The organism is Janthinobacterium fluminis (assembly GCF_028595325.1).
In the GTDB taxonomy this organism is placed as follows: domain Bacteria; phylum Pseudomonadota; class Gammaproteobacteria; order Burkholderiales; family Burkholderiaceae_D; genus Janthinobacterium; species Janthinobacterium fluminis.
In genome coordinates this window covers 1,268,957-1,292,191 of sequence record NZ_JAQQXR010000001.1, presented here as the reverse complement: position 1 = coordinate 1,292,191, position 23,235 = coordinate 1,268,957, and the positions used below count along the sequence as shown (strand labels likewise).

The 23,235-nt window shown below is 65.6% G+C and carries 20 protein-coding genes and 1 pseudogene; 10 read left to right on the top strand and 11 right to left on the bottom strand.

Features of this window, described 5'->3' with window-relative positions; all coding sequences use genetic code 11:
- Nucleotides 1-76 precede the first annotated feature (76 nt).
- The 5 genes and pseudogenes from tssI to OIK44_RS05625 all read left to right on the top strand — a co-directional run bounded on the left by tssI (nucleotide 77) and on the right by OIK44_RS05625 (nucleotide 6,360).
- On the top strand, nucleotides 77-2,695 hold the full coding sequence (gene tssI / locus OIK44_RS05645) for a type VI secretion system Vgr family protein (protein ID WP_273669720.1): 2,619 nt from the start codon (nucleotides 77-79) through the stop codon (nucleotides 2,693-2,695).
- Nucleotides 2,692-4,551, top strand: coding sequence for a T6SS effector phospholipase Tle3 domain-containing protein (locus OIK44_RS05640; RefSeq protein WP_273669719.1), 1,860 nt, complete (start codon nucleotides 2,692-2,694; stop codon nucleotides 4,549-4,551). The genes tssI and OIK44_RS05640 overlap by 4 nt, the downstream gene beginning before the upstream one ends.
- Nucleotides 4,538-5,209: pseudogene (locus OIK44_RS25685) on the top strand (type VI lipase adapter Tla3 domain-containing protein); the annotation flags it as partial. The gene OIK44_RS05640 and the pseudogene OIK44_RS25685, both read left to right, overlap by 14 nt.
- 171 nt (nucleotides 5,210-5,380) lie before the next feature.
- Nucleotides 5,381-6,100, top strand: coding sequence for a DUF2875 family protein (locus tag OIK44_RS05630; protein WP_273669800.1), 720 nt, complete (start codon nucleotides 5,381-5,383; stop codon nucleotides 6,098-6,100).
- A complete protein-coding gene (locus OIK44_RS05625; protein ID WP_273669717.1) occupies nucleotides 6,100-6,360 on the top strand; it encodes a PAAR domain-containing protein in 261 nt (86 codons plus the stop codon). The genes OIK44_RS05630 and OIK44_RS05625 overlap by 1 nt, the downstream gene beginning before the upstream one ends.
- Nucleotides 6,361-6,628: 268 nt before the next feature.
- Here the strand turns inward: OIK44_RS05625 and OIK44_RS05620 are convergent, their stop codons facing one another.
- Complete coding sequence (locus tag OIK44_RS05620; RefSeq protein WP_273669716.1) at nucleotides 6,629-7,360, bottom strand: hypothetical protein; 732 nt, start codon at nucleotides 7,358-7,360, stop codon at nucleotides 6,629-6,631.
- Between the two features lie 80 nt (nucleotides 7,361-7,440).
- Between OIK44_RS05620 and OIK44_RS05615 the strand changes: the two genes are divergently transcribed.
- Entirely contained in the window at nucleotides 7,441-9,789 is a 2,349-nt protein-coding gene (locus OIK44_RS05615) for a penicillin-binding protein 1A (protein ID WP_420213818.1), read from the top strand.
- 57 nt (nucleotides 9,790-9,846) lie between these two features.
- On the opposite strand, the gene OIK44_RS05610 is transcribed toward OIK44_RS05615, so the two are convergent.
- Both OIK44_RS05610 and OIK44_RS05605 read right to left on the bottom strand, forming a co-directional pair.
- The gene (locus OIK44_RS05610; protein WP_273669714.1) at nucleotides 9,847-10,482 is read right to left on the bottom strand and encodes a hypothetical protein; all 636 of its coding nucleotides are present in this window, start codon (nucleotides 10,480-10,482) and stop codon (nucleotides 9,847-9,849) included.
- Nucleotides 10,483-10,672: 190 nt separating this feature from the next.
- On the bottom strand, nucleotides 10,673-11,575 hold the full coding sequence (locus OIK44_RS05605; RefSeq protein WP_273669713.1) for a LysR family transcriptional regulator: 903 nt from the start codon (nucleotides 11,573-11,575) through the stop codon (nucleotides 10,673-10,675).
- A 139-nt stretch (nucleotides 11,576-11,714) separates the two neighbouring features.
- On the opposite strand from OIK44_RS05605, the gene OIK44_RS05600 reads away from it, so the two are divergent.
- Nucleotides 11,715-12,422 carry a histidine phosphatase family protein gene (locus OIK44_RS05600; RefSeq protein WP_273669712.1) on the top strand — a complete coding sequence of 236 codons (708 nt, stop codon included), beginning with the start codon at nucleotides 11,715-11,717 and terminating at the stop codon, nucleotides 12,420-12,422.
- 33 nt (nucleotides 12,423-12,455) lie between these two features.
- On the opposite strand, the gene OIK44_RS05595 is transcribed toward OIK44_RS05600, so the two are convergent.
- The 6 genes from OIK44_RS05595 to OIK44_RS05570 all read right to left on the bottom strand — a co-directional run bounded on the left by OIK44_RS05595 (nucleotide 12,456) and on the right by OIK44_RS05570 (nucleotide 18,772).
- Nucleotides 12,456-13,154 (bottom strand): SCO family protein, encoded by a 699-nt coding sequence (locus OIK44_RS05595; RefSeq protein WP_273669711.1) that lies wholly within the window; start codon nucleotides 13,152-13,154, stop codon nucleotides 12,456-12,458.
- Nucleotides 13,155-13,156: 2 nt separating this feature from the next.
- Nucleotides 13,157-14,017 carry a formylglycine-generating enzyme family protein gene (locus OIK44_RS05590; RefSeq protein WP_273669710.1) on the bottom strand — a complete coding sequence of 287 codons (861 nt, stop codon included), beginning with the start codon at nucleotides 14,015-14,017 and terminating at the stop codon, nucleotides 13,157-13,159.
- 14 nt (nucleotides 14,018-14,031) lie between these two features.
- Complete coding sequence (gene nirK, locus OIK44_RS05585) at nucleotides 14,032-15,522, bottom strand: copper-containing nitrite reductase (RefSeq protein WP_273669709.1); 1,491 nt, start codon at nucleotides 15,520-15,522, stop codon at nucleotides 14,032-14,034.
- Nucleotides 15,523-15,829: 307 nt separating this feature from the next.
- A complete protein-coding gene (locus tag OIK44_RS05580; RefSeq protein ID WP_273669708.1) occupies nucleotides 15,830-16,537 on the bottom strand; it encodes an anaerobic ribonucleoside-triphosphate reductase activating protein in 708 nt (235 codons plus the stop codon).
- Nucleotide 16,538: 1 nt separating this feature from the next.
- The gene (gene nrdD, locus OIK44_RS05575; RefSeq protein WP_273669707.1) at nucleotides 16,539-16,733 is read right to left on the bottom strand and encodes an anaerobic ribonucleoside-triphosphate reductase; all 195 of its coding nucleotides are present in this window, start codon (nucleotides 16,731-16,733) and stop codon (nucleotides 16,539-16,541) included.
- Complete coding sequence (locus OIK44_RS05570; RefSeq protein ID WP_273669706.1) at nucleotides 16,730-18,772, bottom strand: ribonucleoside triphosphate reductase; 2,043 nt, start codon at nucleotides 18,770-18,772, stop codon at nucleotides 16,730-16,732. Before OIK44_RS05570 ends, nrdD begins: the two co-directional genes overlap by 4 nt.
- A gap of 266 nt (nucleotides 18,773-19,038) precedes the next feature.
- On the opposite strand from OIK44_RS05570, the gene OIK44_RS05565 reads away from it, so the two are divergent.
- Genes OIK44_RS05565 through OIK44_RS05555 form a run of 3 tightly spaced genes read left to right on the top strand, consistent with a single transcriptional unit; the run spans nucleotide 19,039 to nucleotide 22,066 of the window.
- Nucleotides 19,039-19,542 carry a hypothetical protein gene (locus OIK44_RS05565; protein WP_273669705.1) on the top strand — a complete coding sequence of 168 codons (504 nt, stop codon included), beginning with the start codon at nucleotides 19,039-19,041 and terminating at the stop codon, nucleotides 19,540-19,542.
- A gap of 8 nt (nucleotides 19,543-19,550) precedes the next feature.
- Nucleotides 19,551-20,648 (top strand): hypothetical protein, encoded by a 1,098-nt coding sequence (locus tag OIK44_RS05560; RefSeq protein WP_273669704.1) that lies wholly within the window; start codon nucleotides 19,551-19,553, stop codon nucleotides 20,646-20,648.
- On the top strand, nucleotides 20,645-22,066 hold the full coding sequence (locus tag OIK44_RS05555) for a hypothetical protein (protein WP_273669703.1): 1,422 nt from the start codon (nucleotides 20,645-20,647) through the stop codon (nucleotides 22,064-22,066). Before OIK44_RS05560 ends, OIK44_RS05555 begins: the two co-directional genes overlap by 4 nt.
- 52 nt (nucleotides 22,067-22,118) lie before the next feature.
- On the opposite strand, the gene OIK44_RS05550 is transcribed toward OIK44_RS05555, so the two are convergent.
- Together OIK44_RS05550 and OIK44_RS05545 are read right to left on the bottom strand one after the other, a co-directional pair.
- Complete coding sequence (locus OIK44_RS05550; protein WP_273669702.1) at nucleotides 22,119-22,847, bottom strand: class I SAM-dependent methyltransferase; 729 nt, start codon at nucleotides 22,845-22,847, stop codon at nucleotides 22,119-22,121.
- Nucleotides 22,848-22,935: 88 nt separating this feature from the next.
- Nucleotides 22,936-23,199 (bottom strand): DUF2249 domain-containing protein, encoded by a 264-nt coding sequence (locus tag OIK44_RS05545; RefSeq protein WP_273669701.1) that lies wholly within the window; start codon nucleotides 23,197-23,199, stop codon nucleotides 22,936-22,938.
- Nucleotides 23,200-23,235 lie beyond the last annotated feature (36 nt).

The window sequence follows — 23,235 nt, the reverse complement described above, 5'->3', positions numbered from 1 at the left end:
GCGTCAACACCCGGGACGATGCTCACAATAAAATTGCCAGTGGATTGCAAGGTTAACGCGCGGCAAGGAGGCAGGCATGGATGGAAGCAGGGTGGCCGAGCACATGGCGTCACTATCCGCGCTGGGCCAGGACTCCCAGCACAGGCGCCTGCTGCGCATGACCTTCCCGCGCGGCGGCCCCGGCAACGCCGTCATGCTGGTCAACACGCTGCGCGCGCGCGAGGAAATGTCGCGCGACTTCCGCTTCCACGTCGAGGTGCTGTCCGACGACGCCCGCATAGCCCTCAAGGCCATGATGGCCAGGATGGTGACCGTCTCGATGGTGCGCCAGGACGGCTCGCTGCGCCACTTCAACGGCTACGTCACCGAGTTTCGCTTCAACCGCACGGACGGCGGCTTCGCCTTCTACGACATGGTGCTGGAACCGTGGCTGGCGCTGCTGAGACTGCGCCGCGACTGCGTGTCCTTCCACGGGCGCAGCGTCATGGAACTGACGGAGGCGACCTTCGCACACTATCTGCAGCGCGACTGGCAAAGCTGCCTCTACGACGACGATCCCAAGCTGAGCTGCGCCAACCAGCACAATGAAACGGACTACAACCACCTGCACCGGCGCTGGGAGGCGCTGGGCCTGCACTACTGGTACGAACACCGCGCCGACGGCCATACCCTGGTCATCGGCGACAACACGACGATGGCCGAGCCGACCGACGGCGCCGGCGCCATGCCGTTTCGCCACCACGCCGGATCGCTGGAGGCGGACGGCGTCCACGACTGGCGGGCGGTGCGGCGCATCGCCTCCGGCGTCGTGACGTTGGCCAGCTTCGACTACAAGAACCCGTATGCGCAGCGCGCCAGCGGCCATGCGCTGAACCGGCAGGGCGACGTCGACGTCCACGAGGTCTACGAAAACACCGGCTCCTACGGCTACAAGGACTCGGGCGGCGGCGCGGCGCTGGCGCGGCGCCGCATGGACGAGCATGACGCCGCCGCCCAGTATTTCGAGGCCGGCGGCAACGACCGCGGCGCCCAGGCGGGGCGCAGCTTCCGGCTGGACGGGCACTTCAGCGGCGAGGCCGCCGTGCCGGCGCGGGGCGAGGCGCCGCGCGCCAGCATCGCCGCGCGCGACTACCTGATCCTGTCGGTGGAACATACGGCGAGCAACAACTATCAGGCCGGACCGGGGACCGGCTCGCACTATGAAAACAGCTTCGCCTGCATCCGCAAGAGCGTGCGCTGGCGGCCTGGCCGCCACTTCAACAGCGCGCCGTGCGCCGATCCCGGCGCGCAGACGGCCACCGTGGTCGGCCCGCCCGGCCAGGAAATCTACACGGACTTATACGGCCGGGTCCGGCTGCAATTCCATTGGGACCGGATCGGCAAGTTCGACCTCGACAGCTCGCCGTGGATACGCGTGATGGCGCCGCTGGCCGGCAGCAACTTCGGGCAGATGGCCTTGCCCCGCGTCGGCCAGGAGGTGCTGGTGCAGTTTCTGGACGGGAATGTCGACCATCCGATCATCGTCGGCGGCGTCTACAACAACACCCATCGGCCGCCGTGGAACTTGCCGGAGCAACTGTCCTTGATGGGGCTGCGCAGCCGCGAACTGGAGTCTGGCGCGCGCGGCAACCATCTGCTGCTCGACGACAGCAAGGACGCCATCCAGGCCCAGCTCCGGAGCGACCACCTGCACAGCCAACTGTCGCTGGGGAGCATCACCCGCATCGACGATGCCGGCGGGCGCAAGGATGCGCGGGGCGAGGGTTTTGCCTTGGAAACCGGCGGCGCGGGCGCGTTGCGGGCCGCCAAAGGATTGCTGCTGAGCACAGACGGCCGCCCCCGGGCGGTTGGCGGCATGCTCAGCCGCGACGAGCTGGTCGGCTGCCTGGAGCAGGCGCTCGACATTGCCAAAGGTCTGGGCCAGGCGGCTGCGGCGCATCAAGGCGGCAAGCGCCAGACGGCGCCGCAGCAAGAGCTGGCCGGGGCCGTCGACGCGCTCGGCCACGGTGCCGGCAAGGAAGCCGCAGCCGGGCAGGCGGCGTCGGGCCAGGCTGTGCTCGCCATCAGCGGCGCGGCCGGCATCGCCAGCGCCACGCCCAGGAACCAGAGCCATTACGCGGGCCAGAACATCGACACCGTCGCGGGCAACAATCAGCAGCACTATGCGATGGGGGACATCCTCCACACCGCAGCCAAAAACATCGAACAGTTCGCCGTCGACGGGGATGTGCGTCTGATGAGCAGCCAGGGAAAGTTTATCGGCCAGGCACAGCACAATACGATGGAACTGACGGCTGACAAGGCGTTGACGGTCACGTCCATCCACGACGGCGTCCTGATCAGAGCGGAAAAGTACCTGCTGTTACAGGTTGGCAGCAGCTTTTTGCACATGACGCCAGAACAGATCACGATAGACGCCAAAACCCTCAATTTGCAGAGCGACGCGCCCAGCATCACCGCCGCGCGGGGCGCCAGCACGGAAATGCCGAAGTTCGACGTCGGCAAGGCCGAGCGCCAGTTCACCGCCCATTTCGCCGGCGACAAAAGCGCGGTCGCCGCCGACTACAACTACAAAATCCTATTGAAGGATGGGCAGGTCATCGAGGGCGTCACCGACGCCAACGGCCAAACTGCGCTGGCGCAAAAAGACGCCATCCACATCGCCGAGCTTAAGTTCTGGAAGGGGAAAGCATGAGCGAGGACGGGGAAAACAGGATCGTCATGGGCAAGCAGGCGCAGTGGCTGCTGCCGGGCGGCGGCAACCAGTACGTTCCGCTGACGCGCCCGGCGCCGTGCCTCGTCATCCTGGTGCACGGCGTGAACGACATCGGCGAAGCCTTCCCCTACCAGGAGCAGGGTATCTGCGCCGGACTGAACACCCGGCTGGACCGGGGCGAACACCTGGAGCCAGCCAACTACGTGCTGCCGCTGGCGCTGGGGGAAGGGCAGCAATACAAGCCCGAGGACATTCACCCCGACCCCGACAAAGTGTATTTCGCGCGCTCGTCGGACAGCACGACGTCGCCGGTGATCCCCTTTTTGTGGGGATTCCGGGAGGACACGAACAAGGCCGACACGCAGCAAAAGCATGGCGAATACCTGGACCGGTACGGCAACCGCATCGACAAGCGCTACGCGAAGAACGGCGGGCCGTTCGTCAACGCGACGACGAATATCCCTGACATGTTCGGGCCGGGATTCAAGCGCAACTGGACGATACGCAGGGCCGACCCGGAGTCGCCGACCCATCCGATGCTCGACGCGCCGCCGCGCCACTACATGGTGCTGGCGGCGCAGCGCCTGGCCGCGCTGATCCGCATCATACGCAGGCAGTCGCCGGCCGAGCCGATCAACATCGTCGCGCACAGCCAGGGCTGCTTCGTGAGCCTGCTGGCGCACGCGATCCTGGCCGCGGAAAAGGGCGGCATCAAGGCCGACACGCTGATCCTGAACAACTGGCCATACAGCGTCGACCAGCCGGCGCTGGAGCAGCTCCAGACGGACGAGGCGCAGCAGAGCGTCGCCGCACGCGAGGCGACGCTGTTGAACATCATCAAGGACTTCATCACGCACCAGCCGGCCAGCGAGCCCAAGTTCGCGGCGCTGCGGGAGCTGGGCGAGGGGGTGGTCGGGCCTAAATGGCGCCACGACGCAAACAAGGAGCGCGACAACCGCGGCAAGGTGTACCTGTACTTCAGCCCGGACGACCTCACCGTCGGGCTGGGCAACATCGAGGGCATCGGTTGGTGGGGCGTGTACGACGGCATGCTGGAACGGCTGGGCGGGCGCTTCCTGCAGCGGGCCTTCGCGTCGCCGGCGGGGCCGACCAAGGGCGCGCCCGATGTCGGCAGCGCGCCGCATCCGATCCGCCTGAGCTTCACATGGAATATCGCGAGCCAGATGACGGCGGCGCGGAACCGCCGGGTGAACGGGGAGGAATTGCCGCAGCCATTCCAGCCCGAGCTGGGGAAGGCCACCCTGGCCATTTCGCCGATCGACGCGGCCGTCGCCGTCGCCAATCCCTATCTCCGGAAAGATAACGTCGGCATGCGGGCTGGCGAGTCGCCGGCGGAGGCCAAGGCGCGCTGGCTGGGGACGTTTGAGAAGAACTCCTGGCATTCGAGCATCGTCAGCAACCCGATGCACTCCGAAAAGGCGACCGCCTACGATTTATGCATCGGCGTCAGCGGCATTCTGAAAGACGGCGACCTGACCTGGATCCGGTTTCTGCGGGCGGTGGCGGATTGGCGGACGAATTGGTTTGGGAAGGCATCGGATTTTACCAATAACAAAAAAAACCCATCATATTCACCTCCACCATTGGAATTGCTTACTTTGTTGAACGATGCTGGCTTGGTCGCTGCTGCAGATCGTGAAATAATTAATGGAAATTATAATTATTATTGCATTAGTGAAAGTGAAGCTGGGGCGTTGCCAGATTTTACCATGAATTGCACGGTGAAGAGTGTGCAGCCATATGTTGTTTCTGAAATAGTGGGGGAGGTAAATTCTCGGAAAAAAGAAACGGAAAATATTTATGGGGGTGCCTAATTTAATTAATTTCATTGCGGAGTTAGAAATGTTAAGGAAGCTATTTATTGTGATTGATTATGGATATGTTAATTTTTCGATTAGACTCATTGTTTCTTTTTTGATTGTTTTCACTCTTGTTCCAAGAGTAATGGCAGCTTTTCCATATGGAGAGCCTGATAATTTCATGGGTGAAAAAATGAAATACTATGGTATTGCAATAGAATCAATTGAGATCGTCGGCGTTGGGGTTAGCATGGAGACATGGAGAAATCATCCGGATTACCCGGACTTGAATCTATGGGTTGCCGTTGAAAATAGCAACGGCCAGTATATTGTTTCAAAAGATCCAAAAAAATATGCGAAGAATACTGATGAAGTACAAATGATTAGCGCTAAACGTAAAGAGGACGCTGTGGATATCGCGATGCGTGACTTTATGGATCGCTACCCTTTGCCTGTTGCGATAGTCGGGCCCGCGTTACATGGATCGGACAAAGACAGTGACAAAGATAAAATGCGCGAATCCAATGCCGATAGCTTTGTTGAGACGGGCGATGCTGATCCATATACGGCACGCGGCAGATTCGCCGGCCTGCTGACCCAGAGCGGACAGGTCATGAATTCGTACTTGAACGACAATCCGGACCTGCTCTGGAGTACCATTTTTACAACCTTCGACAAGTATGCCGACCTTCCTGCTGTGGGCGTGGCGGCCAAGGATGGCGCCGCTCAGCGAACAGAGCGCTACTATGTCAACGACCGAAAAAAGTTCGATGAAATGATTGAGCTTGCCCTTCATCCTAAACACGCCCGCATCCCCAGTGATAGCTGGACGTTCCTGACCTTGGTGCGTCGCGGACGCATCGACTGGCTGCGTCCGTATGCGCCGCTGGTGAACGACACGATGGTGATCAAGAACCGCGGTGGCGACCCGTCGCGCAACTGGTCCCAATTCGCCGGCTGGAACAAAGCGCCGCCGCGACCCTTCGTTCCGACGCCCTTCATCGCCGAGCCGTGGACCTCATTCCAGATCGACCAGTACGACCATCTTGAGAACCTGGGCACCTTGTACCGGCCGCAGGTGGTGTCGTATCTGGACGAGCAGGGCAAGCCGGTCAAGGCGGCCGAGCGGCAGGTCCGTATGGAGGCGGCCCTGCACGCCGCGCTGGCGCCGCTCGGCGGCAAGCTGCCCGCGCGCATCCTGTACGACTACGCCAGCGTGCTGGACGATCGCAACGGCGCGGCGCGCTTCCTCCCCTTCGCGCAAAGCGTGCATGCGCTCGACGAGCAATTCGACTTGCTCGATCCGAAGCGCGGCTACGACCTGGCGCGCATCCTCGGCGACGTCGGCGCCGGCAGCCCCTTCGTCGCCGTGGCGCTGGCGAGCATGGCGGGCCGGCAATCGGGCGGCGCGACGCTGGTGGCCAACCTGCGCCGCGACGACGGCGCGACCTTGCTGCTGGTGACGCCGCCCAGCGCCGAGCAGATGCAGAAGGATGCCGCCATCAAGCGCCCGTTCTGGCCGCGCACCGGCGCCTACCACTTGACGATCAGGGAGGAGTTCTGATGAGCAGGCCAATTTGCAGGGAAGGCGACGCCACGACGCACGGTGGCAAAGTGCTACAGGCGAGCGGAAATTTTCCCGTCAACGGCAAGCGCGCCGCCCGGGTCGGCGACTGGGTTAGTTGCCCCAAGCATGGCGCCAATCAAATTGTCGAGGGCGGCGGCGCCACGCTGGAGGGAGGCATTGCGATTGTTCTGCACGGTTGCCGCACAGCTTGCGGAAGTGCGGTTATTGCCAACTCGTCAACCGTCGTCGGGGTGTGATCGTGAGCCTGGATTCCTTTGATGGCAGTCTGAATTGCCCCGCCGGCACGGAGCACTTGGCGTCGATAGCTCCCCCTCCGAAACCGGAGCCGGCACAGCTTGGCTCGAATTTCCCCGCCGGTATCGCCGGGCCTCTCCGCACCAGGGTGGTCGGACCGACCCGCTTGGAGCGCTTGACGCCGATATTGGCGTCGGCGATTTTACTTGGGCTGGCCTGCCTCGGTTTGTTTATGTGGCTAGGATAGGGCCGCTTTGCAACATGGCCCCTTTATCTGATCGCATCCGGTTTCTTCGCCTGTACCGCAGCGTGCTCCCACGCGAGGCCGTCCACATCGAATTCGCTCACTTGCAGGCCGTGCCGGAAATACGGGATTTCGACGCGCATGCGCCTGGCGGTGCGCAACTTGGCCAGGAAGGTGTCCGCAGGCCACAGGAACAGCGTCGTGATGCTGCGGTTCGATGGCACGCTGCCGTTGAACGCGACGGGTGCGGCGTCGTCGAAGCGAACTTGGATGGTGCAGGAGGGCAGGCAGACGATCTGCCCGTTGGATATGCTGAATATCACGGCCAGCTCCTCGCCCGGGCGCTGCCGTAGTACGATGTCGCCGCGGCTGCCGCCGTCATAGGGCGGCAGAAAGTCCAGTTGGTTCGTTGACAGCAGTTGCGCAAACGTCGACTCGATCCTGCTTGCCTCGTCGGTGCGGGCGGAGTACTGCCATCCCCGCATCTGCGCCGCCTCTTCCCGCCGCTGCGACGCAGCCTCGATGCGGGCCGCTTGCGCCTGCGCGATGAGTTCGGCATTCGCATCCGGCGCGGCCGTATTCTCGGGGGACGGCAGCGGCCTGGCGCAACCGCAAAGGGCGGCCACAGCCAGCAAGGTGGCGCAACGCAAGTTCATCTTGGATGGGGTTAATTGCAAATCGGGAAATTTTAACGCATTTGCCACTTCAGGGTAGCCGCGCCACGCTCGGGTATACTGCCGCACGGGATCAACCGGCATCGGGCAAGGCATCAAGAATGGAAGAGAATCAAACACTGGCTAGCCGTGCGCGCGGCCATTTTTTGCGTGTGGCGGCGGCCGTGTCGATTCGGGCGCAGGCGCTGTTTGTCCGCGCGCGGGCCGTTTGCGCGCGGACCCGCGCCTATCTGCAAAGCTGCTCGCCGTGGCGACGTCGCCTGCTGATCGCGCTGGGCTCGGCAGGCGCCGGGTCCGCCTTGCTGTTGCTGTATCTGCTGCTGCTGATTCCGTTCACACCCGGCATCAGCGACCTGCGCCATGCCCGCGCCGCCCAGGCGACGACGCTGGTGTCGGCCGACGGCAAGGAGTTGGCCAGCTTCGAGCAGGGCGTGCAGGAGCATGTGACGCTGGCGCAGATTTCGCCGCTGGTCGTCAGTGCGCTGATCGCCACCGAGGACCATCGTTTTTACCAGCACCACGGCGTGGATATCCGCCGCGTCGGTGGCGCCATGCTGGCCAGCCTGAAGGGCGACGCCCAGGGCGGCTCGACCATCACGCAGCAACTGGCGCGGAATATGTTCCCCGAGGAGATAGGCCGCTCGCGCAATCTGAACCGCAAGCTCAAGGAGCTGATCACGGCGCTGAAGATCGAGCTCACGTTCAGCAAGACGGAAATCCTGGAAGCTTATCTGAATACGGTGCCTTTCCTGTACAACAGCTTCGGCATCGAGATGGCGGCGCGCACGTATTTCGACAAGCCGGCCGCCAAGCTCGACATTCTGGAGAGCGCGACCCTGGTGGGCATGCTCAAGGGGACGAATTACTATAATCCGGTCGGAAATCCCGAGCGCTCCCTGCAGCGCCGCAACGTCGTGCTGGGACAGATGCGCAAGCACGAGCTGCTTACGGAGCGGCGCTACCGCGAGCTGCTCAAGCGTCCGCTGCGCGTGCATTTCTCGCGCCAGAGCGAGCGCAGTCCGACCGATACGCACTTCACGGCGCACGTGCGCAAGTGGTTGATCGAGTGGGCCGACGAGAACGACTATAACCTGCAGCGCGACGGCCTGGTGGTGCACACGACGCTCGATTTCACGCTGCAGCAGGCAGCCATGCGTGCCGTCGAGCGCCAGGGCAACGCGCTGCAGGCGGTCGCCGACGCCGAGTGGAGTCGCCCGGGCCTGTCGGCGTCGACGTCGACGGGCGCCTACGCGTGGATGCGCGACGGCGCCGCGCCATTTGAGTATTTCTGGCAGTCGCACCCGGCGCTGGCCGATGCCATCGTGCGCGAGTCGCCCGAGTACCGCCGCGCCCTCGACGGCGGCGAGGCAGCCGCCGACGCGCTCAAGCGGATGAAGGCGGACCGCCCCTTCATCGCCCAACTGCGCGCGGCCAAGTCGCGCCTGGAGGCAGGCTTCGTGGCGATCGACCCGGCCAACGGCCAGTTGCGCGCCTGGGTCGGCAGCCGCGACTTCCACCGCGGGCAGTTCGACCACGTCGAGCAGGCGCAGCGCCAGCCCGGCTCGACCTTCAAGCCCTTCGTCTACGGCGCCGCGCTGGAAAAGGGCTTGCTGCCGGAGCGGCCCTACCGCGACGCGGTGCTCGACATCAAGGCCGCCGACGGCAGCATCTGGCGTCCGACCGACATGAGCGGCACCAGCGGCCAGCAGATGACCATGCGCGACGGCCTGGTGTACTCGAAGAACACGATCACGGCGCAGGTGATGCAGGACGTCGGCCTGCCCGGCATCGCCAAGCTGGCGCGCGGCCTCGGCATCCGCGACAGCAAGCTGGCGATGGTGCCGTCGCTGGCGTTGGGCACCAGCCCGGTGACGCTGCTGGAAATGGTCAACGCCTATGCCAGCATCGCCGCGCAGGGCGAGTACCGCAAGCCCGTGTTCGTCACCCACATCACCGACCGCCACGGCAAGACGGTGGCCAGTTTCGACGCCGAGGCGCCGCAACGCGCCATGTCGGCGGAGTCGGCGGTGACGCTGATCGACATGATGCGCGGCGTCGTCAACCGCGGCACCGGCGCCGGCGTGCGCTACCGTTTCGGCATCCAGGGCGATGTCGCCGGTAAGACGGGCACGACGCAGAACAATACCGACGGCTGGTTCATCCTGATGCACCCGAACCTGGTGGCCGGCGCCTGGGTCGGCTTCAACGATGCGCGCGTGACGATGCGCAGCGATTACTGGGGCCAGGGCGGCCACAATGCGCTGCTGCTCGTTGGCGACTTCTTCAAGAGCGCGATCGACGGCGGAAAAATTGGACGCGACGCGATCTTCCCCGGCGGCCGCCGTCCGGCGCCGCTGCCGCAGCCGGAGGCGGAGCCGGACGAGGTGGTCGAGGAGCCCGGAGAATTGCAACAGGAGGGCGCACCGGCGCCGGCGCCAGCCGCGCCGGACCTTGGCGGCGAGCCGCCGGCCGCCACGGAGGCGGTCGAGGCGCCGAGAGCGGAAGGCGCTTAACGGCAGCGGCAAGCCGGGGGCAAGCCCGGCTGCGTGCCGCCGGATCGCATCAGGCGCCTACCATTTGCAGCCTGAATCCTTCTTGTCGGTGAGGAGCAGATAGGGCACGATCACCAGCGCCATGACGCCGGCGCCCGAGGCGACGTTCTTGCAATCGGCCCGCGACGCACTGCCGATGCCGCGCGCGAGATCGTTCTCGCTTTTCAGCTCGTTGATCGGCTTGTCCTGCAATTGCGCATTCGGCGCGTCATTCCTGGTCGCGCGCGTGCCGGCGAATTTGCGCGCCGACTGCAGCGCCACGTTCATATCGAATTTGGGTGTTGCACCGTCGGCGGCGGGCTGCGCCGGCAGCGTAATCGGCTCAGCTTGTGTCGCCGCGACAGCTTCGCCGGGCGCGCCGGTCGCCGCGCTGGCCGCGCGCGGCTTCGCCTCGCGGCGCGAGCGCGGGCTGATGTCGGGCGCCACGTCCGCCACGAGCACCGGAGCAGGCTCGACAACCTTGCGCGGCGGCATCCAGACGATGGTGTTGAGGATGTCCGCATGGGCCTCGGCGTCCGCTTTGTGCCCCGGCGGCGCCGTGAAGAAATGCAGCAATCCCGCATGCAGAATCAGGGACAGGACGACGCCGGCCAGGACGGTGTTGGAGCGGCCTGGGCGCGGCTGGTAGAGCGGGCTGTAGCTGTTTTGGGGCATCTGTCGCGGTTCTTCCAAAAATATCTCGCAGTTTCCCGGACTCGTCGTGCGGGTCAAGGATTAGCAAGAATATCATTATTTGCTTTCGCGCCCATAGACGTTGCATTCTGTTACGAATACACGCCAGAACAGCTGGGGACAGACCACGATTTCCGGGAAAGATTTCCCGGAAATCGTGGTCTGTCCCCAGCTAATCCAGCATCACGGCAAGCAGTTGCTCGCGCAGCCAGATGTTGGCGGGGTCGTGGCTGACGTTGGCGTGCCAGTACAGGTGGTTGTCGACGGCCGGCAGCGGCAGCGGCGAGGCCAGGATTTGGTTGCCGAATTGTTCGTTGACGACGCGGGCGTAGCGCTCCGGCATCGCCAGCACGAGGTCGGTCTGGCTGACGACGCGGCAGGCGGCGAAATAGTGCTGGCAGCGCAGCCGCACGCGCCGTTGCAGCCCCATCCGGCTTAGCTCGAAATCTTCCAGCCCCGGGCCGCGCCGGCGCGAGCTGACCAGGATGTGTTCCAGCGCCAGGTAGGTCGGCAGGTCCAGCCCCGTGCCCGCGCGCGGGTGGCCGCGGCGCGCCAGCACGACGGTGTGGTCGGCGGCGATGCGCGTGTGGGCGATGTCGGCCGACAGCGGCAGCAGTACGTCGATGGCGGCGTCGAGGGTGCCGGCCGCCAGTTCGCTTTCCAGCGTGCGCCGCTCGCTTTGCAGCACCGCCAAGTCCACTTGCGGGGCGGCGACGGCGATGCGCGCCATCAGCGGCGGCAGTATGCTCGGTTCCAGCGCCGCGCGCAGCGCCAGCGTGAACCGGCGCCGCGCGCTGGCCGGGTCGAAGCGGTCGACGCCGTTCAAGGTCAGTTCCAGCCCGCGCAGCGACTGCCGCACGGCGTCGACGATGCTGCGCGCCAGCGGCGTCGGCACCATGGCGTGGCCGCGCCGCTCGAATAGGGGATCGCCGAAGAGTTCGCGCAGCCGCCCCAGCGCGTGGCTGATGGCCGGCTGCGTCAGGTTCATTTTCTGGCTGGCGCGGGTGATGCTGCCTTCGTCGTAGATGGCTTCGAAGACGATGAAGAGGTTCAGGTCGACGCGCGATATATGCATGAAATTGATGACGACTGATTAATACTATTCATTTGGTGAATTGTACGCGCTTGCGCTAAGCTATGGGCAGGTGCGGCGCGCGGGCCGCCGCGCCGCCTGGCCATTTCATCTGCACTACAGCAACGAAAGCACACCCGACATGGGACAAATTTATCTGGTACGCCACGGACAGGCGTCGTTCGGCAGCGCCGATTATGACCAGCTCTCGGTGCTCGGCACGGAGCAAGCGCGCCTGCTGGGGCAGTGGTTCGCCAATTCGCGCCAGGTCTTCCAGCGCGTCGTCACTGGCGCGATGAAGCGCCACCGCCAGACGGCCGACGCTTGCCTGGCCGAGTTGCCGAAGGCGCTGCTGGCCGACACCGACTGGCAGACGGACGCCGGTTTTAACGAGTTCGACCACGAGCAGGTGCTGTTGCGCCACCGTCCGGATTTTGCCGACCCGGCCGCGTTCAAACCCTTCATGGCGAAGCACGCCGAGGCCGAGCGCGCCTTCCGCGTGATTTTCGACGAGGCGATGGCGCGCTGGATGGGCGGCGCCCACGATGCCGACTATACGGAGTCGTGGCCGGCCTTCCGCGCGCGCTGCGTGGGCGCGCTGGAGCGCCTGGCGGCGGCCGCCGCGCCGGCGCAGACCATCGTCGTCTTCACCTCGGGCGGCACGATCGCGACCTTGTGCCACCACTTGCTGGGGCTACCGGACGAGCAATTGTTCGATCTGACGGCGTCGCTGGTGAACTGTTCAGTGACCAAGCTGCTGTACCAGCCCGGCAAGGTGGGACTCAGCTACCTGAATAATTACGCGCATCTGGAGTGGTTGGGGGAGGCGGACGCCGTCACCTATCGCTAGGCTGGCGGCGTCGCCTTCGGGGAGGCCCGGGGCTTAGCCGGCTTTGGCGGGCGCTGCGGCCTGGATGGTCTGGCGCAGCAGTTTCGTGAACGCCGGGTCGACGGCGCCCAGTTTCTTGGTGCGGCCGACGATGCGGCCTTCGCCGTCGAGCAGCACCAGCACGGTGGTGTGGTTGAATTCGCCGTCGCCGAGTTGGCGGTACTGGATGTCGAGCGCGGCGGCGATCTGCCGCACGCTGGTGGCGTCGGTGCGCGCCAGCGTCCAGCGCGCCGTGTCGAGGTCGCGCGTCGTCGTCACGTTTTTGAGCGCCTTGATGTCGTCGCGGGCCGGGTCAAAGGTAATCAGCATGACCTGCAGTTTGGCGCGTTCTTCCGCCGTCAGCGCCTGCTCGTTGCTGCGCATGGTTTCGATCAGCATCGGGCAGACGAATTTGCAGGAGTTGTAGAACATGCTGACGAGCACGGGCTGGCCGCGCCGCTGGTCCAGCTTGAAGGCGTGGCCGTCCTGGTTGACCAGCGCGCTTTTCAACTGGTACACCGAGGTGCCCGACAGCTTGACGGGCGTGTTGTCCTCTTCCTGGGCCGCGTGCATCGCGTGCGCCATGTGGGCGGCGTGGGCCGCCTGCTTCTCGGCGTCGCTCTGCGCTGAGGCCGGCGCGGACCAGGCCAGCGCCGCCGTCATGAGCAGCGGCAGCAGGGTGCGGGTGGGACGGGTGATAAACGAGGCGTTCATGGTTATTCCTTGGTGAGGTTGCGGGCGCAACGGAAGCCCAGACTGCTGGTGGTGTCGGCGCCGTTGAGGGCTGACAGAAGGGCGATCCGCATCAGGATCGCGTAGTTTTCCCGGTCTTGCAGGCTGATGGCGCCGGCGCCGCAAAATTGCAGCTGCTCGGGGTCGCCTTGGGTGCGGCTGTCGGCGCTGACGAGCAGCGCGTTGAAATCGTCCACCCATTCCCAGATCAGGCCGTGCATATCGCGCACGCCGTAGAAGTTGGGCTTGCCGCCTACGGTGGGGCGCGAGGTGCTCGACGATTGCGCGTACCACTTCAGGATGGCCGCGCGCCAGGCCGGGTTGCGGCGCGCGTCGGCGTGTTCCGTGTCGGCCGCGGCGACGTATTCCCACTCGTACCAGGATGGCAGGCGGGCGTTTTCGCTGGCGCAGTAGGCTTGCGCGGCGAACCAGCTGACGCTGGTGATGGGCTGCTCGGCGGCGGCGGGGTCGGTGTCGAGCTGGTTCAGGTAGCTGGCGTCGGTGAAGATCGCCGGTGCGGCGCCGCGCCGCCATTCGGGGTGTTTCTGCAGGAAGGCGATGAATTCGCCGTTGCTCACCGGCGCGGTGCGCAGGGCGAACGGGGCGACGTCGACGGGGCCGTTGACGCTGTTGGCGGCGCTGGCGGCTTTCTCGCCGGCCCCGCTGGTGGCGCTGCCGGCGGCGGGCGCCGGGTCGGTTTGGGAATTGGCGCTGTTACCGCCGGAGAGCACGCTGATGAAGGTGCCCCCGGCGATCGGTACGTAGTCGGCACCCGCCACCGCCGGCAAGGCCGGCAGCAGCAGGGTGGCGGCTAGTGCCGCGGCGCATATCGGATGGGATGTCACGATATGCTCCTCGCTTAGTGCTCTGCGGTTTGTTTCGGAGTACCCTTGGCGCGGATCGCCTTGACGTCCTCGGTCTTCACCTGGCCGCCCTTGTTGTCCCAGCTATTCAAGACATAGGTGGCGATGTTGGCCACTTCGTCGTCGTTCAACTGGTTCATCGGTGGCATCACGGAGTCATATTCCTTGCCGTTGACGACGAGCTTGCCCGACACGCCATGAAGGATGGTCGAGGCGACGCGCTTCGGATCGGCGTTCACATAGTCGGACTTGGCCAGCGGTGGGAACACGCCCGCCAAACCGGCGCCGTTCGACTGGTGGCAGACCGAGCAGGTGCCGTTGAACAGCGCCTTGCCGGCGTTGATCTGGTCTTGCAGCGTCAGCGTGCCCTTGGCGGCGTTGGCCGTAGCCTTCGTCACGGCCGCCATGTTCGGCGCGGCGCGGTCGCCCAGGTAGACGGAATCGACTTCCTTGCCCGAGTAGATGGCCTTGTCTTCCGGACCGTCCACCTTGATGATGCCCAGCGCGCCCTTGTTAAACGCGCGGAAGATCGAATGGTCGACGATCACATAACTGCCCGGCACGCGGGTGCGGTACTCGACGATGGCGGCGCCGCCGGCGGGAATCAGGGTGGTCTGGACGTTGGTCTGGATGTTGGAGCCGCCCTCGAAGCGCACCTTGTCGAAGATCGCGCCGATCACGTGGAAGCTCGACACCAGGTTCGGGCCGCCGTTGCCGACGAACAGGCGCACGGACTCGTTGACCTTGGCCTTCAGGGCGTTGTCGCCCGTCAGCGAACCTTCGGAACCGTTGAACAGCACATAGCTTGGACGTTCTTCGATGGCTTTTTCCATGTCGAAGCCCTGCAGACCTTTTTCGCGGTACTTGCCGGCCGTGTAGAAGTCGCCCTGCATCACATAGTATTCGTGGTCGACTTTCGACAGACCTTCAGGCGGCTCGACCAGGATCAGGCCATACATGCCGTTGGCGATGTGCATGCCGACGGGCGCGGTGGCGCAGTGGTAGACGTAGATACCCTCGTTGAGCGCCTTGAAGGTGAACTGCGACTCGTGGCCGGGGGCCGTGAAGCTCGACGAGGCGCCGCCGCCCGGGCCGGTCACGCCGTGCAAGTCGATATTGTGCGGCATCTTGCTGCTGGGGTGGTTCTTCAGGTGGAACTCCACCGTGTCGCCCTGGCGCACGCGGATGAAGCTGCCCGGCGTGGTGCCGCCGAAGGTCCAGAAATTATAGGAAACGCCTTCGGAGATCTGCATCTCCTTCTCGATCACTTCCAGGTTGACGATCACCTTGGCCGGATACTTGCGGTTGACGGCGGGCGGCACCATAGGCGGGCTGGTCAAAATGGCCTGGATCGGCATGCCCTGCGGCGGACCGAAGTCGCCGGTGGCCTTGGCCTTCGCCGGAAGCGTCGCGGCGGACGCCGACAGGGTGACTAATATGCCGGCCGCTGCCAGCAGGGCGGCGAGCGAGGTGGGTAACAATTTCATAGATGCCTCTCGTGGTGAAAAAATCGGCTGCACATAGCGGATATTGCAAAGAGAATATTACTCCCGCAACATCGGAAAAACGACCACAACTGCAGGTCGGATCGGCGTAAATGAATCCGGCCTGCATGTCATAAGGTTATGTTGTCTTTAGGTAACAGGCTATTCGCCTTGCGGCTTTCGGCGGCAGGCAGGATGGCTAGGCGCTTAGGCAAAAAGGAGTAGGGGCGGTGCGGACGGCGGGGACAGACCACGATTTCCGGGAAAGTATTTCCCGGAAATCGTGGTCTGTCCCCAGCTGTGGGAGGTGTCAGTCGTGGCGGCGCAGCGTGAAGCGGCCGAAGCGGGCGGCGATGTGGGCCAGCGCGTCGCCGCTCGGGTAGCCGGCCGTGGCGATGGCGTTGAGGGCGCCGTCGTTGCAGCCTTGCGGGCGGAATATTTGCAGGGCGTAGTTGTCCACGCCCATGTCGGCCAGGGTGTTGGCCAATTCCAACACTTCGCTTTCGCGCAGCAGCGTCGGGTGGATGGTGGTGCGGCATTCGTAGTCGACGCCGCTGGCGATGATGGCCTCGGCGCAGGCGCGCGCCTGGGCGCCGCTGTCGGCCACGCCGGTGATGCGTTCGTAGCGGTCGAACGGCGCCTTGATGTCGAAGCCGACCCAGTCCAGCATCGGCAGCAGCGCCGTCAGGTGCTTGGGGTAGATGCAGGCCGTGTGCAGCCCGACCTTGAAGCCCAGCGCCCGGACGTCGGCGATGGCGCCGGCCAGCGCCGGGTCCATCGTCGGTTCGCCGCCGCTGAAGACGACGCCGTCGATCAGGCCGGTGCGGCGCCGCAGCTTGTCGAGCACCGTCGGCCAGTGCAGCGCGCTGACCGGCGGGCGCGCCTGCAGGTGGGGGTTGTGGCAGTAGCCGCAGCGCCACGGGCAACCCTGGACGAAGACCACGGCGGCCAGCTGGCCGGGGTAGTCGGTGGCGGTGAACGGCGTCACGCCGCCCACCTTCAGCAAGCGCGCGCCCATCTTAGCTGATCATGCTGGCGCACTGTTCGTCGAAGTAGGTGCGCTCGTGGAACTCGCCCTTCTTGCCGATGTTGAAGGACGACAGCGGACGGTGGTAACCCATGACGCGGGTCCAGATTTCGCAGGGCTGGCGCTCGGCGTCGGACAGGGTGATGGTTTGCGGGGCGATAAATACGGCGTGGCTCAGGTCGTTCATGCTTGTTCCTTTTGCTTGGTTAATGTGGCAGCTTCGCGCTGCTTGCGGGCGATCAGTTCTTCATCGCATTTCGGACAGAATTCATGCTTGCCGCCCAGATAGCCGTGGCGCGGGCAGATCGAGAATGTCGGCGTGACGGTGATGTAGGGCAGCGAGAAGCGGCTCAGCGCGCGCTTGACCAGCGTGCGGCAGGCGTCCGCGCTCGACAGCGGCTCCGTCATGTACAGGTGCAGCACGGTGCCGCCCGTGTATTTGCGCTGCAGGTCGTCCTGGCGTTCCAGCGCCTCGAACGGGTCGTCGGTGAAGCCGACCGGCAGTTGCGAGGAGTTGGTGTAGTAGGGCATGTCCTTGGTGCCGGCCTGCAGGATCGCCGGGTAGCGCTTGCGGTCTTCCTTGGCGAAGCGGTAGGTGGTGCCCTCGGCCGGGGTGGCTTCCAGGTTGTACATATGCCCCGTCTCGTCCTGGAATTCCAGCATGCGCGCGCGCACGTGGTCGAGCAGGCGCACCGCCAGCGCGTGGCCGTATTCGGTGGTGATGTCGTGCTCGTCGCCGGTGAAGTTGCGCACCATCTCGTTGACGCCGTTCACGCCCAGCGTGGAGAAGTGGTTGCGCAGCGTGCCGAGATAGCGTTTGGTGTACGGGAACAGGCCCTGGTCCATATGCCGCTGGATCACCTTGCGCTTGATCTCCAGGCTGGTCTTGCCCAGGTCGAGCAGCTGGTCGAGGCGGCGCAGCAGCGCCGCTTCGTCGCCGCGGCAGGTGTGGCCGAGGCGGGCGCAGTTGACGGTGACGACGCCGAGCGAGCCGGTTTGCTCGGCCGAGCCGAACAGGCCGTTGCCGCGCTTGAGCAGTTCGCGCAGGTCCAGCTGCAGGCGGCAGCACATCGACCGTATCATGTTCGGCTTCAGTTCCGAATTGATGAAGTTCTGGAAGTAGGGCAGGCCGTAGCGGGCCGTCATCTCGAACAGCAGGTCGGCGTTGGCGCTGTGCCAGTCGAAGTCCTCGGTGATGTTATAGGTCGGGATGGGGAAGGTGAAGACGCGGCCCTTGGCGTCGCCGGCCATCATGATTTCGATGTAGGCGCGGTTGATCATGTCCATCTCGGCGCGCAGGTCGCCGTAGGTGAAGGGCATTTCGACGCCGCCGATGACGGGCACCTGGTCGCGCAGGTCTTCCGGGCAGACCCAGTCGAAGGTCAGGTTGGTGAACGGCGTCTGGGTGCCCCAGCGCGACGGCACGTTGAGGTTGTAGATCAGTTCCTGGATGTACTGCTTGACGTCCGTGTAGGACAGATTGTCCTTGCGGATGTACGGCGCCATATAGGTGTCGAAGGAGCTGAACGCCTGCGCGCCGGCCCATTCGTTCTGCAGCGTGCCGAGGAAGTTGACGATCTGCCCGATCGCGCTCGACATGTGTTTGGGCGGGCTCGATTCGATCTTGCCGGGCACGCCGTTCAAGCCTTCATGCAGCAGGGTGCGCAGCGACCAGCCGGCGCAATAGCCGGACAGCATGTCGAGGTCGTGGATGTGGATGTCGGCGTTGCGGTGGGCGGCGCCCACTTCCGGCGGGTAGACGTGGTTCAGCCAGTAGTTGGCGATGACCTTGCCGGAGACGTTCAGGATCAGGCCGCCCAGCGAATAGCCCTGGTTGGCGTTGGCGTTGACGCGCCAGTCGAGCTGGTTCAGGTATTCGTTCATCGACGATTCGACGTCGACCTGGCTCTGGCGGTCGCGCCGCAGCGCGCTGTGCTGCTCGCGGTAGAGGATGAAGGCGCGCAGCGTCTGGCGGTAGCCGGCTTCGTACAGCACGGCTTCGACGGCGTCCTGGATTTGTTCGATTTGCGCCGTGTCGGCGCTCGGGCCGGCGACCGGCTGCAGCAGCACGCTGGCGCCCAGGCAGACGGCGTCGTGGATGTTGTACTCGCCGCTGGCCAGGCCGGCGCGCAGCAGCGCCGACTCAATTTTGCCGGCGTCGAAGGACTGGACGCTGCCATCCCGCTTGATGATCGAGGTAAGACTGGAAATTAGTGTTGCTGACATTACGCCTCCGTGTGAACACAACCTATGGTGTTTGAAAGGAGAATAATGACTAAATATAGTGTGGTCAACGAAAGCACGCGAAGTTTTTGAAATCCTTGACCTGGGTTAAGTTGGGTAAAAAAGCGGCCTAGGCCGGCTTACGCCATCCGGACTAGGCCGGTGTGCGGCGCCGCGCGCGGCTGCCGATTCCGCAAGTGTTGATCTACGTCTACAGTGCCCGCCGGGCGCCGTGATTTACTGCAGTGTTGCCACGCCGGGAGATCGCCATGCGCCTTCGCACGCTTCCCCTCTGTCTGTGCCTGCCGCTGCTCGCCGGCTGCGCGGGCGTGGAGGTGCAGTCCATCCCCGACGCCGCGGCCGACGCGGCTGCCACGGGCTTGCGCTACTACGACACCTCGCCCTTCCTGCTGGTCTACACGGACGCCAAGGGCGGCCTGAGATCCGAACTGCTGTACCTGGCCGACACCAGCAAGAAGCGGGCGATCCGGCCGTACAGCTACGCCGCCGCCAACGACGCCACGCTGCGTTTCGACCATGGCCGCCTGCTTGAGGCGAAAGCCGTCGTCAGCGAGGCGGCCATTCCGCTGGGCGTGCTGGCCGCGCTGGAGAAGGTGGCGGTGGCCGGCAGCAAGGGCGCCAACGCCGCCGACCAGATCCCCGCGCCTTACCTGTTCCGCATCGTCAAAAAGAACGGCAGCTGGAAGCTGTCCGGCGGCCAGGCGCTCGACCTGAACGGGCAGCCGGCGCTGATCCGCTACTTGCCGAAATAGGGAGGCTTATGCGCATTCACCATCCGCTGGCGCTGGCCGCCGTCGCGCTCTGCCTGAGCGCCTGCGTCTCCGTGCTCAGAAGCGACAAGGCAACGCCGGCCAGCGCCGGCATCCGCTACTTCCTGCCGCAGCCCTTCATCCTCGTGACGCCGAACCTGGACGGCACGCTGGTCGTCGAAAAGGTGTATCTGCCCGACCCCGACAACGAATACGTGGTCGCGGCGCGCTCCGTCCTCGGCAGCTACACGCTGAACGTGGGCCGCAACGAGAAGGGCTTTCTGGAGTCGGTGTCGTTCAACGCCGACAGCAGCGGCTTCGGCAAGCAGCTGGTGCAGACGGCGGCGAACGTGCGCGCCGCCGAAATCGACGCCGCCGCCGCGAAGGCGAAGGCCGACGCGGCAGCCGACAAGGCCGTGGCGGACAAGGACTCGGCCGCCGTCGCCGCCGCCGAGAAGGCGCTCCGCGAAGCGCAACTGGGCTACGACGTGGCCGCCCGCAAGCTGGCGCTGCTGCTGGAATTGCGCGAGCAGCGCAATCCGCCGGCCTCGATCGGCGAGCAGATTTTCACGGCCCGGCTGGCGCTGGCGGAAATGAAGGTGCGGCTGGACGCGGCCGCGCTGGCGCGCTCCGGCGTGGCGAACCAGCTGGCGGCCGCCAACGGGCCGGCGCGGGCGCCGCGGCGCAAGGCGCCGGAGCCGGTGTTCTATCGCGTCGACATGAGCGCGGACTCGGTCGCGCTGCGCCAGGCGTTCGTGCAAAGCGACCGCCTGGCGTGGAAGGCGCCGAAGGCCGACGCGCCCGAGCCGAAGCTGGAGATGCTGCCGGCCGCGCAAGTGGTGCGGCCGGCTGACAAGTCGAAGGCGCTGACGGCGACGGTGAAGGCGAACCAGTACCTGAGCGCCGCCGCCTTCCTCGACGTCACGCCGCCGCTGCCGGGGCTGGCGCCGCTGTTTTCCCTGCGCCCGGACCGCGTGACGGTCGATATCGAGCTGCCGAAAGGGGCGCCGGCGGGCGATTACGACGTGGCCGGCAGCTTTACGCCGGCCGCCGACGAGGACGCGGCGGAGCCGGCCCGGCGCACCTTCCGCATCCGGGTCGAGCCGTGAGCGCGGAAATCCGCCTGAGCATCGCGGTGCTGGCGCAGACCGGGCAGGCGGCCGACATCGCCGGGCGCATCGCCGCCGAGGTGGCGCAGCCGTTCTTTCTTGGCTCGGAGCGCGACATCGTGCTCAAGCCAGCCGTGTCGGCGCTCGATTTCGGGCCGCGCTACGCCGGCCGCATCAACGCCGACGCGATGCACAATACGCTGGCCAGGTTGCTCGGCGGTGCGGCGCGGGCGGCCAGGGTCGACCACATCGGCTTGCTGGTGGCGGACGAGTACCGCGACCGCGGCGACTATTTCGGCCTGATGTTCGACGCCGACTTCAGCCCGGACTCATCGGACCAGAATGCCTGGATCGCGCGCCAGGGCTGCGCCATCTTCCTCGGCGCGATGGGCGAACGGCGCGACGGGCAGGCGTTGGCGGACGAGGCCGTGTACACGGCAATCCACGAGCTGGGGCACGTCTTCAACCAGCAACATTCCGCGCCGCCGTCGTTCATGTCGACGTCGGCGGACCAGGCGACGCCCTTCGTCCTGGCCGACTGCAGCTTCAGCGAGCAGGAGCGCTACCTGCTGTCGCACTGCTCGCGCAGCGAATGCATCTGGCCCGGCGGCTCGCGCTTCGGCGACCTGGGCACGCTGGGCAAGAGCGTAGCGGCGCCGCAGCCGCAGAACGCCGACGGCGCCGTGCGCCTGCAAATCGCCATGGAACGCCACGAGTTCTGGCCGTTCGAGCCGATGGAGCTGGACATCGAGCTGTCGCTGGTCCTGCAGGGCCGGGCGGCGGCCGTGCAGGTGCCCGACGCGCTGGACCCGGGCTTCGACAATTTCACGGTGTGGATAGAGGAGCCGGGCGGCGAACGGCGCCGCTACCGCGCACCCAAGCACTTTTGCGCCCCGGGCGCGGCGCGGCTGCTGGCGCACGGCCAGCCGCTGCGGCGCGACCTCAGCATTTTCGGCGAAAGCGGGCGCTTCACGTTCCGCCACGTCGGCAGGCACACGGTGCAGGCGGCCTTCACGCTGCCGTCGGGGCAAACGCTGCGCTCGAACCGACTGGAAGTGGAGGTGCTGGCGCCCGCGCCGGGGACGGCGGTGTACGACGTTGCGCGCGCGGTGCTGTGCGACGTCGACCTGTGCCGGCTGCTGTACTACCGGGCGTTGACGCCGGCGCGCCAGCGCAAACTGAACCGCCTGAAGGACGCCTGCAAGGCCGCGCCCTGGCATCCGCTGGTGGGTACCATACACTACGCGATCGGGCGCGCCTTTGCCGCCGAAACGCGCCAGGCCGCCGCGGAGAATGCGCCGACGGCGACGCTGGCCCGCAGCGCGCGCCTGCACCTGCGCCAGGCCGCCGCCCATCAGCATCTGGGCGACCACCGCCGCCAGCACGCCGAGCGCGAGCTGGCCGCCATACCGGAATAGGGGAAACGGTGCGCGCCGAAGCTGGCGCGTGTTCCGGAGCGCGTCCCCCGGTTTAGCGCTGCGCGGCGACGAGCAGCAGCATCGGCTGCTCGCGTTCTTCCGCCAGTTCCGGCCGGGCCGCCACTTGCGCCTCCGTCGGTCCCCACTCTTCGACGTGGGTCAAGGTGAAACCGGCCCGTATCAGCAAATTGAGCAGGGTGCCGATGGTGCGGTGCTGTTTGATGACGCCGTCGGCCAGCCAGTTGGTCGTGCGCGGCCCCTCGGCCTGGTAGCTGTCGAGCGGCCAGGTCTTGCGGCCCTGCGCGTCCGTCAGCCAGCCCGGCTGGGCGGGCGCCATGAAGATCGGGTGTTCGATGGAAAAGACCAGGCGTCCGCCGGGGACGAGGGCGCGGCGCGTGGCCGCCAGCAAGTCGGCGAGCCGGTCGATGTAGTGCAGTGTGAGCGAGCTGTAAACCAGGTCGAAAGCCGCCTCGGGCAAGTCCAGGCGCTCCAGGTCGGCCCTGGCGTAGCCGATGGCGGCGTCTTGCGTGAGCGCGGCGGCGCGGGCCAGCATCTTTTCGGACAGGTCCAGGCCCAGCACCCGCGCCGCGCCCTGTTCGCGCGCCCAACGGCAAAACCAGCCGTAGCCGCAGCCGAGGTCGACAACGTTGAGGCCGGCCATGGCGGGCAGCATCGCTTGCAGCGCCGGCCATTCCGCCGCGCCCGCCAAGCCCTCGACGGAGCGGCCCAGTTGGCTGTAGCCGGCGAAGAATACCGGGTCGTCGTAAATATTTTGTGCCATTGCCGCTTATCCTGAAGCCAAGTCGATGCCGATTTTAGCAGTTGCGACCTGGGGAGCGGCGAACGCGGCCGGGCGGCCGCGCGCAAGCTTAGGCGGCGATCAGGAAGTCGATGACGATTTCGCCCGGTTCGCGCGACACATACGCCATTTTGACGCGGTCGCCGAAGTATTGGCCGATCTGCTCCAGCAGGGGCAGGGGATCGTGGTCGTTGCAGAAACGCATCACTTCGCCCTGGCGCAGCGCGTCGAGCGCGCCGAAGATGGCGGCGTGGCGGAAGCGCTTGGCGACGCCGCGGGCGTCGAAGGGATACACGCCTTCCGGGCGGACGGGGGTGGAACAATCGTGTGCCATGCTAAAACTCCTTGTGACGGTGAAGTGTGCGGGCCG

Coding starts and splice junctions, on each gene's coding strand:
- tssI (WP_273669720.1), top strand. CDS start 77: ATGGATGGAAGCAGGGTGGCCGAGCACATGGCGTCACTATCCGCGCTG.
- OIK44_RS05640 (WP_273669719.1), top strand. CDS start 2,692: ATGAGCGAGGACGGGGAAAACAGGATCGTCATGGGCAAGCAGGCGCAG.
- OIK44_RS05625 (WP_273669717.1), top strand. CDS start 6,100: ATGAGCAGGCCAATTTGCAGGGAAGGCGACGCCACGACGCACGGTGGC.
- OIK44_RS05620 (WP_273669716.1), bottom strand. CDS start 7,360: ATGCCGGTTGATCCCGTGCGGCAGTATACCCGAGCGTGGCGCGGCTAC.
- OIK44_RS05610 (WP_273669714.1), bottom strand. CDS start 10,482: ATGCCCCAAAACAGCTACAGCCCGCTCTACCAGCCGCGCCCAGGCCGC.
- OIK44_RS05605 (WP_273669713.1), bottom strand. CDS start 11,575: ATGCATATATCGCGCGTCGACCTGAACCTCTTCATCGTCTTCGAAGCC.
- OIK44_RS05600 (WP_273669712.1), top strand. CDS start 11,715: ATGGGACAAATTTATCTGGTACGCCACGGACAGGCGTCGTTCGGCAGC.
- OIK44_RS05595 (WP_273669711.1), bottom strand. CDS start 13,154: ATGAACGCCTCGTTTATCACCCGTCCCACCCGCACCCTGCTGCCGCTG.
- nirK (WP_273669709.1), bottom strand. CDS start 15,522: ATGAAATTGTTACCCACCTCGCTCGCCGCCCTGCTGGCAGCGGCCGGC.
- OIK44_RS05580 (WP_273669708.1), bottom strand. CDS start 16,537: ATGGGCGCGCGCTTGCTGAAGGTGGGCGGCGTGACGCCGTTCACCGCC.
- nrdD (WP_273669707.1), bottom strand. CDS start 16,733: ATGAACGACCTGAGCCACGCCGTATTTATCGCCCCGCAAACCATCACC.
- OIK44_RS05570 (WP_273669706.1), bottom strand. CDS start 18,772: ATGTCAGCAACACTAATTTCCAGTCTTACCTCGATCATCAAGCGGGAT.
- OIK44_RS05565 (WP_273669705.1), top strand. CDS start 19,039: ATGCGCCTTCGCACGCTTCCCCTCTGTCTGTGCCTGCCGCTGCTCGCC.
- OIK44_RS05560 (WP_273669704.1), top strand. CDS start 19,551: ATGCGCATTCACCATCCGCTGGCGCTGGCCGCCGTCGCGCTCTGCCTG.
- OIK44_RS05550 (WP_273669702.1), bottom strand. CDS start 22,847: ATGGCACAAAATATTTACGACGACCCGGTATTCTTCGCCGGCTACAGC.
- OIK44_RS05545 (WP_273669701.1), bottom strand. CDS start 23,199: ATGGCACACGATTGTTCCACCCCCGTCCGCCCGGAAGGCGTGTATCCC.